This window comes from Silanimonas sp. (assembly GCF_027531545.1).
Lineage (GTDB): Bacteria > Pseudomonadota > Gammaproteobacteria > Xanthomonadales > Xanthomonadaceae > Silanimonas.
In genome coordinates, this window is record NZ_JAPZSC010000001.1 from 1 (window position 1) to 13,575 (window position 13,575).

Below are 13,575 nucleotides of genomic sequence, written 5' to 3' on the forward strand. Positions count from 1 at the left end.
GCCCTGACGGGCCAATACCTTGATCTCCACCGACTCCTCCTGGCTCAGCATCCAGGCGACCTCCAAAAGGTCGCCATCCTCGCCGGGGTGGGTCAGATTTACTTCGGCGACGGTGGGTCAGTTTTCAGTCGGCGGTGACACCAATCACTTTGCACGGCGGTCGATTGACAGTCGAGCCGGGCGACATTTGGGTGATTCCCGAGGGGTTCTCCACCTATGTCGAAGCTCTGCGGCAAGCACCGGTACGCAAACTGATGTTCTGTCAGAACCAGTACTACATTCCTTTTCCTCCTGAACCAGGCAAAGGTGCGTCTGAACTGGGTGTCGACGGCTTCATCGCTTCGAGTCAAGCCGTTCAGAAGCTCTTCGCCGATGTGTATGGATTGACCGATGTGCCGCTCATACCTTGCGCCGTCGATCCGCGTCGATTCACGCCAGCGCCGAACAAGAAACTCCAAGTGGCCTGCATGCCACGCAAGCTGGGCGACTACGCTGCATTCGTGCAGGCGACGTTACGACGGATGCACCCACGCCACGCAAACGTTCCTTGGGTCGCCATCCAGGGGGGTACGCAGCAGGAAGCCGCAGCAGCACTCGGCGAAAGCGCCGTGTTCTTTTCCCTGTCACACAAAGAGTCCTTTGGACTCCCACCTCTGGAAGCGATGGCCGCAGGATGCTTGGTCGCCGGCTTCCATGGTGACGGCGGGCGCGAGTACATGAACGAGGAGAATGGCTGGTGGGCGGATACTGGCGATTGGCGGGCCTGCGTCGAAGGCCTGGCAGCGGCGTTGGACATGTACAAGGCGGAGCCGTCGGCGAGCTCATCGGTTCGTCAGGCCATGGCCGCAACCGTGGCCCGCTACAGCCCGGCGATGATGGAGGAAGCCTTGCTGGAGTTCTGGCGGATAGAGATCGATCGCATCTAGAGCAACGACGATAGCCGGGGAAGAAACCCTGGCCTGCGCGAGCCTGCGCACTCACTTCGTGAGGTTCATCTGGGCAGGCATGCCGTCGCCACTCGCCGCACAGGGCAACGCATTCACAGCGTTGTGATCGAAGCCAAAAAGAAAGGCCCGCTTACGCGGGCCTTTCTCGTGTTGCGACTAACCCGCAAGGATTAGTTGGTGCCCGGACGCTGCATCGCGGTGTTGGCGATCGAACCGGTGACGCCATTCACGATCTGGTACAGACCCTGGATGTCGTTGTTCGGGCCAGCAACCGTGGCGACCAGCGTACCGCGCGAGTTGCCCGTGAAGCTGACGATGTCCGAGACGCTCAGGACGATGGTGCCGCCGGCCGGGATGGTGCCCGTGGCCGCCGAACCCAGCGCCGCCGTCGTGCCGGTTTCCGTCTGCGCCGCGATGGTGTACGGACGGGCCACCGAACCGGTGTTCGTCAGGACAACGCGGCTCAGCCAGCCAGCCGGGAGCTGGACGAACGGGGCCTGCAGCGTGGTGCCGTTGCGGGTGATGGAACCCAGCGTGACCGGGCCGAGGCTGGTGACCGAGTACAGCGCCGTGTCAGCCGACACCGCATTGAAGGTCTGAGCGTAGCCCGACGCCGGGATGGCGACGCCCGTGCGCGGGGCATAGCACAGCGAAGCGTTGACGGCCGTCGCGCCGGTGTCGAAGCGGGCCGAGGTGGCCGTGACCGCGTTCGCGGCAACGTCGACGGTCGAGCAGTCGGCGTTCACCGAGAAGTAAACGCGGCTCAGCGCAGCACCCGAGAACGTGCCGTTGGAGTTGGCCGCGGCCGAGAAATCACCAGCGATCGAGTGGGTCGAGTCGGCGTCGAGCAGATCGGCCAGCGTGGCGGCAACGCCGTTGGCGAGGCGCGGCTGAGTCGCGGTCGAGCCCTGAGCAACGGCGACGTTGGCGCGGGTGTCAAACACGATCGTACCGATGTTGCCACGGTCAACCGAGCTGGTCGGGGCGGCCGAGACGAAGCGCGAGAACGACGGACTGGCCTCGACGTTGGCGACGGCGCCACGCGGGTTGAGCACGGCCAGGCCGTAGCTCTGGGCGAACGAGATGTAGTTACCCGAGAGGGTAGTGATCAGGCCCGCGGTGCCGCCCGCAGCAGCCTGCGACGGCTGATCGTACAGGCTGTACGAGCAGGAGCCGGCGGTGGTGGCCGTGATGTTGCGGTTGCCGTTGATGGTCAGGGTGTTGACCGACTTCAGCAGGCCGGTGCCCGAGGTGATCGAGAAGGTGATCACGTTGGTGCCGAGACCGTTGATGGCGCCGATGGTGGCACCCGTCAGGTCGCCCGCGACGCCGGTGCCGGCGCCCAGGGTCACGGCGCTACCGGCCGAGAAACGGACGTTGCTCGAGCACTCGACGCGCGCGTAGCGCACTTCGTTCTCGGAGAAGTTGTAACGGAGGTTCGCAGCCAGGTCGAGCGCGTTGGCGGCGTTCGTGATGGCGAGGCCGTTCGTCGGGTTGGAGATGATCAGCTCCGACGCGAAGGTCACCGGAGTCGAACCGCCGGTGGCGCTGAGGTTGACCTGCGCCTGGGCCGCCGTGGCGAACAGGCCACCGACGATCGCTGCGGCGAGAATCTTCTTGTTGAGGGTCATTACGTTGTTACTCCTAAGCTTAGGGTTTTGAAGCATCAGAACAGCACAACGTCCGGGCACCACCTAGCGCCTGCATGCATCATGCCGGCGCCGGCACGGGAGGAAAGTTGCCGCCGGAACTCACTATGACAGAGAGATCGCGGTTTTGGCACCCACCTTCTGCGCATGCAAGAGCACCACGCAGTCCCCAAACGCCCGCCGATAGTAGTACGTGGCTTTTCAGGGCGTCAACGATTGTGGAGAAATTGTTAGCTAGGCTCGTCACACAACCGAAAAGAACCGCCACGGCAATGACTTACGGCAGAGTCCTTTGTCCGTCTATTCGCGCGGGATTTCACCCAAACGGGCCTTCAGCGCCTCGGTGATCTGCCTTGCCTGGCTGGCATCTTCGATCACGTAGGGGGTGATCAGGATCATCAGTTCAGTGCGGTCGGTCTTGCGGCTGCGGCTGCGAAACAGCTCACCGACCACCGGCAGGCGCCCCAAACCCGGGATCTCGGTGCCGCCGTTCGTCGTCGTGTTCGAAATGAGCCCCCCCATCAGGGTCGCTTCACCGTCGGAGAGGCTCATCGCCGTTTGCAACCGGCGCGAAAAGATGCTAGGCGACGAAATCGTACTCGATTCGGTCTGCTGCGCCTCGCTGACCTCTTGGCTCACGGTCAGGTCGACGCGCTGGCTCGAATGCACGATCGGCTTGATCTCGAGGAGCACGCCGGTCTTGCGGTACTGCACCTGCTGGAGGATCGACGGCGTCACGCCACCGAGGTCGGGCGCCGTGGCCTGGCTGGTGAGGATCGGTACTTCCGTACCCACGTCGATGCTCGCGCTTTCGCCACTGCGCACCATCAGGCGCGGCGTGGAAAGGATGTTCACCCGTTGGCTGTTCTGGAACAGGTTCATCACGGCGCGCACCTGCCCACTCGACGAGATCGGCCTCCACACCACGCCGCGGGTGGGCACTGTTCCCGTGTAGGCGCCGAGGCTTCCGCCGAAATCGCTGATGCCGGCCTCGCGCAGCGCCCACTCCACGCCGTGCGAAAACTCGTCGTTGAGCGTGACCTCCGCCACCGTCACTTCCACCAGCACCTGCCGAGCCGGCTGGTCGAGGCGCGCAAGCACGCTTTGCAAGGTGCGCCAGCGGCTCGCCTCACCCTGGAAGATGATGGCGTTGCGCTGCGGGTCGACGACGATGCGGCTGCCATCCGGCGCCACGCTCACCGACGCCTGCGCGCCAGTGCCGGCGCTCCCGCTGCCGCCCGACGCCACCGTGCGGCCCGGCTCGTCGAAGCCATTCCCGCCCTGCACGGTAGTCGTGCCCTGGCGGCCGGCCGAGGCGCTGGTGCCCGAGGTCGAGGTCGACCCCGTGCCGCCGATCAGCGCCTCCATCGTGATGCGCAGGCTCTCGGCCGTGGTGTGGCGCACCTGGTAGATGTAGGCGCCTGCCTGCGTGCCGCCGTCATCGGCGGGCTGGTCAAGCGTCTCGGCCCACTGCGCCACGGCTTCGAGTGCCGCATCCGACTCGCTGAACACCACGAGGGCATTCGCGGAGGCCACCGGCACGAAGGTCAGCGCACCGCCGCTGCCGGGCGTGCTGCGGAAGGAGAACCCTTGGCCGGACAGCAACTCGCGGAGCTCCTTGGCGAGCACGTCGACGCTCAGGTACAGCGGCGAAATCCGCAGCGAGCGCTTCTCGCGCAGGCCCGTGCGGTCCAGCAACTGCACCGCTTCCATCGCCGAGTTCACCAGCGCCGGCGGGCCGCTGAGCAGCAGCGCGTTGTTGTCGTTGAGTTCGGTGACCTGCAGGCCCGCGGGGCCGCCGCTGCCATAGAGCGTGCGGACCTGCGCACTGATGCGCGCCGGGTCCGCGACGTCGAGCGGCATGAACACGAAGATCGGGCGCTGGCCAGCGGGCACCTCGGGCAAGGCGCGGCCGGTCAGCAACTGCGGCGCTTCGACGACGGCACCCGACTCGGCGGTGAAGCGCAAGCGCCCCTGCTCTTGCACGACGGCGACGCCGTAGCGCTTCAAGACTTCCTCGGCGATCGCGTATAGGCGGTTCGGCGGCTCAGGATCGACGAGGCGGAGGCTCACGAGGTCCTGCTTGTCGCGCACCGCCTGCTCGACCTCGATCGAGAAGCCCAACTGGTTGGCGAACACCTCGTCGATGAAGGCGGTGAGGTTCGCGCCGTCGATGGCGAGGGCGATCGGTGCCCCGCCCGGCCGGACCGGGCTGCGGCGCGCATCGAGGAGCCGCGCGGGCGGCGCTTCGGTCCGCGGCCCCTCGGAGATGCGCGCGCCTTCATCGGCGGCGTCCTCGGCCACCGCGGGCGTCTCCGTCGTCGGCAGCGGGGCGCGCAGCGGCTCCGGCAAGTTCGCCGGGGCAGTGGCGCAACCAGCGAGCACGAGCGCGACCAGCAGGGCGAGGGGCAGTCGGGCGGGCGTCAGCGAAAGGGGCATGGGTTCGTCCGGATCACATCAATCGGTTCAAGGCTGGCGGGCGTCGAGGAGGCGCGCCTCGTGGCGCTCCCCGCGACCGTCGCGCCATTCGGCACGGGTGGCCGCCACGGTGGTGACTTCAGCGCCATCGGGCAAGCGCTCGCCTTCCGCGGCACGTACGCGGCGTCCATCAGGCATCTCGAACAGCGCGCGCCAGCGGCCGGCGACGCGCACCGTCCCCAGCAGGCGGGGCTGAGGGGCCTCGGCCGCCGCAGCGGCGACCTTCGCGGGCTCGGAGGCCCAGACGGGCACATCCCACGGCGTCGGCGGGGTCGAGGAGACGGCGGGCAGCGCCCAGGCCAGCGGGCCGGTCGTCGTCGCCGGCAAACGGGTGGGCGTGGTGCCCAACACAAGGAACGCCAGCCCACCCAACACGAAGGCGACGATGACGCGACGCACGTCGGGCTGACGCATCGCGGCACGAACACGCGCGACGGCAAGGGTCCAAGCGGTGCTCATTCGCCCTCCCCCGCCTTGCGGAGGTAGCCGCGGACGATGAGCTGCACGGTGGCCGGCGATCCGTCGCGGATCTCGATGCGCTCGACGCGCAACCACGGCCGCTGCGCCAAGTCCTGCAACGCGCTGTCGATGGCGCTTGGCGTGGCACCGGCATCCAGCCGGGCCACGACCTGCCAGAGGTCAGGCACACCCTCGACGTCGAGCGCCGCCTCCGAACGCACGCGGGGCTGGTCGAGGCCGGCCGTGGTGGCCAGGGCGCTCAGCATCGCCTGCAGTTCGGCCTGTGCCTCGCCGGCGCTGGCCGCGGCCGTCATCGTCGCCTCCATCGTTGCGAGCGCGTCACGTGCCTCCGTAGCGCGGCCGGTCCACGCCGCATCGGCGGCCGCACCCTCGAGCCGCCCCAGCAGGCTGCGATCCTGCAAGTAGCGCTCGATGCGCGCGCCGCGGGCCTCCGAAAGGGCGATCGCTGCGTGCAGGACGGCCACCAGGAGGGCCAGGCCGACGGCGATGCGTAGGCGGCGGTTCGCGCGCCATTGGCCTTGCAAGGACTGCCAGGCAGCGCTCATGGCGTGGCCTCCGGCGACGTTGCCGCAGGGGCATCGAGATCGACTTCGAGAACGATGCGGCCCGCTTCGCTGGGATTGGCGACGATTTCGGCGAGCGCCGGGTGCTCGCGGAAGGCCTGGACGAAAACCCTCGGATCGCTGGTCGCCGATTGCACTTCGACCCGCAAGCCGCCGGCATCCCGGTTCCACGTGAGCAGGCGTGCATCCGCGGGAAGGCCACGCTTCAGGTCGCCAATCAGCACATGGTCCACCGGTGTGTTCGACAGATCGACGTAGGCCGCCATGCGGGCCTGCGCGGCTTCGGCCTGCTCGCGGGCCTCGATCAGCGGCATCGACTCGCGGCGGACACGGTCGAGTTCCGCGTCCTGCCAGCGGGCCGCAACGGCCCAGATCGCGGTGGCGACCACCTGCCAGCCCAGGAGCAGGCCGGCCACCAGGCCAAGGCTGCGCCAGAACGCGCGCTCCAATTGGGTCGCCGACCAACGCAGTCGATCGTCGGCACGGCCCCACGGCGACGACGCCAGCGGCAAGGTCTCCACCGGTGGAGGCGTGACATCGTCAGCCGTGAGCGAGGCGGAGCGCAGGAATCGGCCCCAGGACGCGGCATCCGGGGCCGACGGCCACCAGCGCGAGGCAAACAGCCGCCCCTCGCGCCAGACCTGACCCTCCACGCCTTCGCGCATGGCCAGCAGACGCGTCGCCTCGGGCGTCGCCGGTGGTGGACGAAGCCCACTTTCCGGCACGAGTGTGGCCGCAGGATCGACGTCGGCGAGAACAGCGGCGTCGACCAGCCAGACCTGTGCCACGTCGTCCTGCCAACGCGCGATCCAGCGCCCGCCCTCCGACGGCAGAGCGCGGGACGCAGCGAGCTTCAGCGCGGCAGTTCGCTGGTCAGCGGCGAGTTGCGGAAACGCAAGGCGGCGATGTTCGCAAGCCGTGCGCGGCACGACGACTTCGACGGCCCCCAGCCAGCCTCCCGACTGGATCGCTTCGCCCTCAGCCCCGATCCAGCGGCGCGTCGGCGAAAAGAGGGCTTGGAATCGTCGGCGGAGCGTCATCTGCATCGGGGCGAGGGGCGCGGTAGACGGCATCGACAGTCCACGGCGCCGCTTGATCCGCCAAGGGGGTCAATCGTACATGGATGCGCCAGGCCCTGCCTGAGGCGCCCCAGAACGCCAGACGCCACGCCTCCGACGGCGCGTTGCGGAAATCGGTATCGCGATCGCCGAGCAGCCGCGCCCCGGTTTCAGCCTCGAACTGCCGACCCGAGAAAAACAGGGCCTCATCGCGTCGAGCGAGGCGATCACGGCATACCGTGCCGCAATCCTCGACGAAGGCTGCGAGCAGGGGCAACGGGGCGGTGTTGAGGTTCAGTGCCCCGCTGTAGGCACTCGTCGACCAGTCTTGCGCCCGGGCCAGCACCGCGGGCGGCAGCGCGTCCCAGCCCAGCACGCGCGACAACTCGCGCGGATGGAGCAAGGGCCGACCGGGCGGCGGCGAACGCCCTACCCGCTCGTACTCGCGGGCCTCGGCGCCATTGAGCCGGCGCAGGTCATCCGCGTCGGTGTAGTCGGCAAGGCGGTCGACGAGGGCCGGCACATCGCGCGCGGGCGCGCCCGCCGCCGCGAGCAGGCGCGGCACCGGCGAGGTTTCCGGAAAAGCCACGGGCACGAGGCCGGATTCGTCCTGGATGGCGACGGTGATGCCGCCGAGGCCTCGATACGGATGGCCGTCGAGGCGCAGTTCGCCGCCACGGGGGCTGCGATCGAACCCTCCGAAATCCTCCAATCGCCGCGCCGCGAGTTCGCCGTCGGGAATCGGCGACAGGGGCTGGCCGGCCTGGGTCAACGGCACCGTGGCCGCGACGTACAGCAGTGTTTCGCGAGTCGATACGAGGGCGATGCGGTCGTCGACCTCGGCGCGATCCAGCGTCGCTTCCGCCACCCGCTCCCGCGTCCAGAGCATCAGGAAGCCCACGCCCACGGCGATGGCCACCAGCATCCAGAGCACCATGGCCAAGATGAAGCCCTGCTCCCGCGAGCGGCATTCAGAACGAGCCATCGATCTGCTCCATCCGATTGGCCAGCGCGGGAGGCAGGCCGACCGCCGGCCCCACGTGCGCCCACCACAGGCGAACACCCTGCTCGGTGCGCCAGCCAAGGCGCACCGCGCGCGGCAAAACCTCAGCGGGCTGCTCGGGGACTGGCCAGACGTCGTGCCAGCGGCCGCCCGAGTCGAGGTAGGCGAAGGCCGCATCCTCGAGATTCGCGCTGACGAGCGGCCAGTCCGCACCGCCCTCGGCATAGACCACCTGACGCCCCCGTTCGGCGTCGACGAGGCGCCAGCCAACGCGTGCCGCGGCACCGGCTCGCAGGGCGTCGAGGCAAAGGAACTCCATCGCCGTGGCGTCGCCGCGGAACGCCAGCGCTTCGCCCGGGCGATCCGCCGCAGCCGCGGCGATCGTGTCGCGGAACCAGCGCTCGTGCAGCGCGGCAACCCGCGCATCGCGCTCATGGCGGAGGACGCGCTCGCGCATCCCGAGCACATGGACGAGCGACTGCATGAGCAGGGTGGCCACCAGGGCGATGACCACCAGGGTCACCATCGCCTCCAGAAGGCTGAAGCCGCGTGCGTTCATAGCGACTCCGGGAACCGCACCTGGCGCCAGCCGGCCTTGCGCACGACGAAGCGATGGTCGACCTGCGTCCCTGAAAGCAACTCGACCTCAACGCGGTACAGGCCTACCTCGTAGTACCCGGGTTGGAGGTAATCGGTCAGGCCGTCGCGCGGCGCTTCGACGGGCGTCGCCGTCCAGCGCATCCGTCGATCGCCGAGCGGTTCGTCGCCGGTCGGCTGCAGCATCGGGTTCAGGTTTTCGATGCGCGACAGCGCACTCTGCGTCGCCGTATCCCGACGCGCCGCTGCATCGACGCGCTCGATTGACCGCAGCGACGTGTTGAGCGCCGCGAACAAAGCCATGCCGCCCGCGGCGAGGATGGCGAGCGCCACGATGGCTTCGAGCAGAGTGAAGCCGTGGTGGTCACGGTGCATCGGTGAGCTCCACGACACGGCAGTCCGGCGCGAGTGCCTCAAGGCGCATCGAAAGGCCCGCGCCCTGCGCCTGCAGTTGGCCCCCTTCGCACCAGCCGTTGGCCGCGAGTTCGAGCGGCGTCAGCGCGACCACGCGCCAGCCCGATGGCCAGACGAGGCCCGGTCGTTCGACGAGGCTGCCGGCCTCCCAGCGGAACGGCCGACCCGCTTGGCGCGCCATCGCCGGCAAACCCTGAATGCGGCGCAGCACGTCGTCGCGATCACCGGCAGCCTGCACGCGATCCGCAGTGCGCGACAGCGAAGGGGCGATGAGCCCCGCCGCCAGCCCGAGCAGCACCAGCACGACCAGCATCTCCAGCAGGCTGAACCCGCGCATCGCCAAGGCGGCGGGCTCAGTTCGCCGGCGGCAGTACGCCAAGGTCGGCATCGTTGCCTTCGCCTCCCGGCGCCTTGTCGGCACCGAAGGAGTAAAGCGCGAAGCTTTGGCCATCGCGCCCGGGAATCGAATACTGGTAGGGCGTGTCCCAAGGATCCAGCGGGGCCGCTTCCTCGAGGTAGGGGCCGCGCCAGCGTTCGGCCGCGCGCGGCTCGGACGGCTTGGCATAAAGCACGCCCAGCCCCTCGTCGACCGTCGGCAGGCGACCCATGTCGAGGCGGAACGTCTCGACCGCGCCGCGCAGCATCTTGATTTGGGTCTCGGCGACACGTACCTGCGAGCCCTCGAGCTGGGTGAAGAGGCGCGGGCCGACGAGGCTGGCGATCAAGCCGATGATGACGAGGACGACGAGGATCTCGAGCAGGGTGAAGCCGCGGGCGGCGCGAGGGGAACGGGACATTCGGGGGCTCACAGGGGCAGGTCGTTGACGCTGGTGATGGCGAGGATGACGGCGGTGACCAGCAAGCCGATCGCACCGCCGATCACGATGATGGCCGCGGGCTCGATGAGCTTGAGCGCGCGCTGCATGCGTTCGCGGCCGCTGGTCTGGTAGAGGCGCGACAAGGCGAGCAGCAGCTTCGGCAGCTCGCCGGAGGCCTCGCCTACCGAGACCAGGTCGTAGCCGCTGGCGTTGAGCGCGCGATGCTCGCGCAGTGCATGGGAGAGCGTCGCCCCGCCGCGCACCGAGCGCGTGACCTGCGACAGGCGCGCCCGAAGGAAAGCGAGCCCGACCGAGGCCGCCGAAAGATCCAGCGCGCGCGTCAGTTCGACGCGGTTGGACAACAGCGTGCCGAGCGTGCCGGCCCAGCGCCCGACCTCGGACTCCATCAGCCAAGGGCCCAGCAGCGGGGCTTTGGCACAGGCTTCGAGGATCGACTGGCGCACGCTATCGCGACGCAGCAGCAGCACGAGGAAGGCAACCAGCGCAGCGGCGGCCAGAGCAACAAAGCCAATGTGGTCGGCGAACCAAACGCCGCCGCCGATCACCCAGCGCGAGAGCGCCGGCAGTTGCTCGGCCCGCTGCGCCAACAGTCCACCGAAGCGCGGAACCACCCACAGGAAGACGATGCAGACCGCGCCGATGCCAGAAGCGACGAGCACCGCCGGGTAGACCAGCGCCGACCGAACCTCGGCTTGAAGGCGCAGGTCGTATTCGTACTGGCGCGCGCCGTCCTCGAGGGCCGGCCCCAACCGACCGGTGAGCTCGCTCGCCTCGACGAGCTGCTGGATGTAGGCCGGCAGGTCGAGCCCACTGGCGGCCAGGGCGTGGGCGAAACTGTCGCCGCGGCGCACCGCCTTGGCCATCGCGGCGAACGCGCCGGTGATCTTCGGATGGTGGCTGGAGTTGGACAGCGACGTGAGTGCCGTCGCGAGGCTGACACCCGAGTCGACGAGGGTCGCGAACTCCTGCAGCACGAGCTGCATTTCCCGGGGCGAGGGCGGCAGCCGATCCCGCCAGGCGTCGACGACGGGTTGGTCCGGCTCGAGCAGCACGGGCGTGAGGCCGCGCCTCAGCACTTCCCGGTCCGCGGCCCGGAGGTCAGCGGCTTCGAGCAGGCCGCTGACTTCCTGGCCGCGCCCATCGATGGCGCGATAACGGAAGTTCACGGTGCCGATGCTCCGACGTCATCGGCGGCTTCGAGCGCGGCGCCGGTGATGCGCACCACCTCGTCGACAGTGGTCAGCCCGCGGAGAGCCTTCAGCAAGCCGTCCTCGCGCAGGGTCAGGCTGCCCTTGCTGCTGGCATGCCGGCGCATCTCGCCGGCGCTCGCGCGCTGCATGACCAGCCCCTGCAGTTCGGGATCGACATCAACAAGCTCGTAGATGCCAACGCGACCGCGGTAGCCGGTGCCCTGGCAGGCCGGGCAACCAACCGCCTTGCGCCAGCGCGGCGTCTCGCCCGGCGCCAGATGCGCGGCGGTGGCCGCAATATCGGGATGGACATCGGCAGGGACGGCGCACGCAGTACAGAGGCGACGCAGAAGGCGCTGGGCCTGCACGGCGCGCACGCTGGTCGCGACGAGGAAGGGTTCGACGCCCATGTCGACGAGGCGGGTGAACGCGCTGACGGCGTCGTTGGTGTGCAGGGTGGAGAACACGAGGTGGCCGGTGAGCGCCGCCTGGATGGCGATCTCGGCGGTCTCGCGGTCGCGGATCTCGCCGATCATCACCACGTCGGGGTCCTGGCGCAGGATGGCGCGCAGCGCACGGGCGAAGGTGTAGCCGATCTCGGCGTTGGCCTGGATCTGGGTGATGCCCTTGACGCGGTACTCGACGGGATCCTCGACCGTGATGATCTTTTCCTCGCGGTCGTTGATGCTCTCGAGGGTGGCGTACAGCGTCGTGCTCTTGCCGGAACCGGTGGGGCCGGTCACCAGCACGATGCCGTGTGGCTCAGCCGCCCAGCGCCGGAACCGGGCGAGATCGCGCGGCTCGAAGCCGAGCTTCTCCAGCGACAGGTCCTCGCGCTCCTTCGGCAGCAGGCGCATCACGATCGATTCGCCGTGCACCCCAGGCACCGCCGAGGCGCGAACGTCGACCTCCTTGCCGCTGACGCGGGCGGACAGCCGGCCGTCCTGCGGCAGGCGTCGCTCGGCGATATCCATGCCGGAAATCAGCTTCACGCGCGATGCCACGGCAGCGAAGCGCGAGAGCGGCAGTTGCAGCACCGGATGCAGAACGCCGTCGATGCGGAAGCGCACGCTGAAGCTGTCCTCCTCGGGCTCGACGTGGATGTCGGACGCGGCGCGGTCCATCGCCTGCGCCAGCAGCGAGTTCACCAGCTCGATGACAGGCGCCTCTTCCGCGAGCTCGCGGAGGTGACCGACATCGTCGTCTTCGGCCTCGCCCGCGCGGTTCGCCCGCTGGAAGGCATCCACGAGGCGCTCGACGTCCTGGGCGCGGGCGAGGCGCCACTGCCACGGCGCCGCCAGCCGCTTTTCCAGAACTTCGTTGACGGTGGCGTCCAGGGGATCGCGAGCAACGACGAGAAGCTCGCCCTCTGCGATGCGCCACGCCGCCACGCCCTGGTCGACCCACCAGTCGACGGCAACACCGGGGGCGGCGTCCCCCAAGCGGAACGCCTCGTTGTCCTGCGGCCACTCGGAGGACGCCAGAATCGGCATCGCCAACTGTTCCGCGAGGACCGGGATCAACGCTTCCTCCGACAGCGCGCCAAGCCGGACAAGGATCTGGCCGACGCGTCCGCCGATTTGCGGCTGCAGGCTCAGGGCTCGCGCAAGGTCCGCCGGAACGACCAGGCGGCGCTCGACGAGCAGGTCGCCGAGACGGCGGGGACTGGGCGCGGCCCTTGGGGCGCCGGGGTCTCGGAAGGCGTCGGTGGTCAGCATGCCGCCATCTTAATGCCCAGCCGCGCGGCTGCGGCCGGCCGGAAACAACGCGGCCCGCACGCAGCGGGCCGCCTTCCTTCCGTCGCCGCCACCGTCAATGTCGGGTTCGGGCGAACAACCGGGTGAGCCGGTCCTTCGCCAGCAGCTTTTCCTTCTTCATCCGGGCCAGCGTCATGTCGTCGATCGGCAGCACGCCGAGCTCGGCGTCCATCACCTTGCTGTTCAGCTGCTGGTGGTGGCGGTAGAGCTGGCGGAACTCCGGATCGGACTTGATCAAGGCTTCGACATCGGCGGTGGATTGACCTTCGAACATTTCAGCGACCTCCTCAAACGCGAACGCCCCGGCTCGGAGGCGCGGGGCGTTGGGGTTGGACTGGGGTCAGGTCGGGAAGGCTGGCCGCCTCGGGCCGCGGGCCACGCGCATCCCGGGCGGGACGCGGCAGCGGGGGCGGGATGAGGTCAGCGGTCATCGGCCTGGCTCGTTCTCCCGAAGGGAACAGCCCCCTCGGGAAAACGACGCTACGCCCGCCGCCGCGGGGCGGCAAGGCCTTTTTCCGCCCCGGAAACACCACTTAACAAGACCGCTCGGAAGCCCTCACCCGCCCCTAACGGGGTTCAGCCGGGTGAAGGCGAACCGCC

The 13,575-nt window shown here is 68.9% G+C and carries 14 protein-coding genes; 1 reads left to right on the top strand and 13 read right to left on the bottom strand.

Annotation, left to right across the window (positions count from 1 at the left end):
- The first annotated feature begins 164 nt into the window (after positions 1-164).
- Positions 165-926, top strand: a complete 762-nt coding sequence (locus O9280_RS00005; protein WP_298337164.1) for a glycosyltransferase — start codon at positions 165-167, stop codon at positions 924-926.
- A gap of 191 nt (positions 927-1,117) precedes the next feature.
- Here O9280_RS00005 and O9280_RS00010 read toward each other — a convergent pair whose 3' ends face one another.
- The 13 genes from O9280_RS00010 to O9280_RS00070 all read right to left on the bottom strand — a co-directional run bounded on the left by O9280_RS00010 (position 1,118) and on the right by O9280_RS00070 (position 13,249).
- Positions 1,118-2,578, bottom strand: coding sequence for a hypothetical protein (locus O9280_RS00010; RefSeq protein WP_298337167.1), 1,461 nt, complete (start codon positions 2,576-2,578; stop codon positions 1,118-1,120).
- Positions 2,579-2,896: 318 nt separating this feature from the next.
- On the bottom strand, positions 2,897-5,035 hold the full coding sequence (locus tag O9280_RS00015) for a secretin N-terminal domain-containing protein (RefSeq protein ID WP_298337169.1): 2,139 nt from the start codon (positions 5,033-5,035) through the stop codon (positions 2,897-2,899).
- A 27-nt stretch (positions 5,036-5,062) separates the two neighbouring features.
- Entirely contained in the window at positions 5,063-5,533 is a 471-nt protein-coding gene (locus O9280_RS00020) for a hypothetical protein (protein ID WP_298337171.1), read from the bottom strand.
- Complete coding sequence (locus tag O9280_RS00025; protein ID WP_298337174.1) at positions 5,530-6,099, bottom strand: hypothetical protein; 570 nt, start codon at positions 6,097-6,099, stop codon at positions 5,530-5,532. Before O9280_RS00025 ends, O9280_RS00020 begins: the two co-directional genes overlap by 4 nt.
- Positions 6,096-7,157, bottom strand: coding sequence for a hypothetical protein (locus O9280_RS00030; RefSeq protein WP_298337177.1), 1,062 nt, complete (start codon positions 7,155-7,157; stop codon positions 6,096-6,098). Before O9280_RS00030 ends, O9280_RS00025 begins: the two co-directional genes overlap by 4 nt.
- The gene (locus tag O9280_RS00035) at positions 7,096-8,160 is read right to left on the bottom strand and encodes a type II secretion system protein GspK (protein WP_298337181.1); all 1,065 of its coding nucleotides are present in this window, start codon (positions 8,158-8,160) and stop codon (positions 7,096-7,098) included. Before O9280_RS00035 ends, O9280_RS00030 begins: the two co-directional genes overlap by 62 nt.
- Entirely contained in the window at positions 8,147-8,737 is a 591-nt protein-coding gene (locus tag O9280_RS00040; RefSeq protein ID WP_298337184.1) for a prepilin-type N-terminal cleavage/methylation domain-containing protein, read from the bottom strand. Before O9280_RS00040 ends, O9280_RS00035 begins: the two co-directional genes overlap by 14 nt.
- On the bottom strand, positions 8,734-9,150 hold the full coding sequence (locus O9280_RS00045) for a prepilin-type N-terminal cleavage/methylation domain-containing protein (RefSeq protein WP_298337186.1): 417 nt from the start codon (positions 9,148-9,150) through the stop codon (positions 8,734-8,736). The genes O9280_RS00040 and O9280_RS00045 overlap by 4 nt, the downstream gene beginning before the upstream one ends.
- On the bottom strand, positions 9,140-9,526 hold the full coding sequence (locus tag O9280_RS00050) for a prepilin-type N-terminal cleavage/methylation domain-containing protein (RefSeq protein ID WP_298338346.1): 387 nt from the start codon (positions 9,524-9,526) through the stop codon (positions 9,140-9,142). Before O9280_RS00050 ends, O9280_RS00045 begins: the two co-directional genes overlap by 11 nt.
- A gap of 16 nt (positions 9,527-9,542) precedes the next feature.
- On the bottom strand, positions 9,543-9,986 hold the full coding sequence (gspG, locus tag O9280_RS00055; protein WP_298337189.1) for a type II secretion system major pseudopilin GspG: 444 nt from the start codon (positions 9,984-9,986) through the stop codon (positions 9,543-9,545).
- Between the two features lie 8 nt (positions 9,987-9,994).
- A complete protein-coding gene (locus O9280_RS00060) occupies positions 9,995-11,194 on the bottom strand; it encodes a type II secretion system F family protein (RefSeq protein ID WP_298337192.1) in 1,200 nt (399 codons plus the stop codon).
- Positions 11,191-12,936, bottom strand: a complete 1,746-nt coding sequence (locus tag O9280_RS00065; protein ID WP_298337195.1) for an ATPase, T2SS/T4P/T4SS family — start codon at positions 12,934-12,936, stop codon at positions 11,191-11,193. Before O9280_RS00065 ends, O9280_RS00060 begins: the two co-directional genes overlap by 4 nt.
- Positions 12,937-13,030: 94 nt before the next feature.
- A complete protein-coding gene (locus O9280_RS00070) occupies positions 13,031-13,249 on the bottom strand; it encodes a YdcH family protein (protein WP_297865388.1) in 219 nt (72 codons plus the stop codon).
- Between the last annotated feature and the right edge of the window lie 326 nt (positions 13,250-13,575).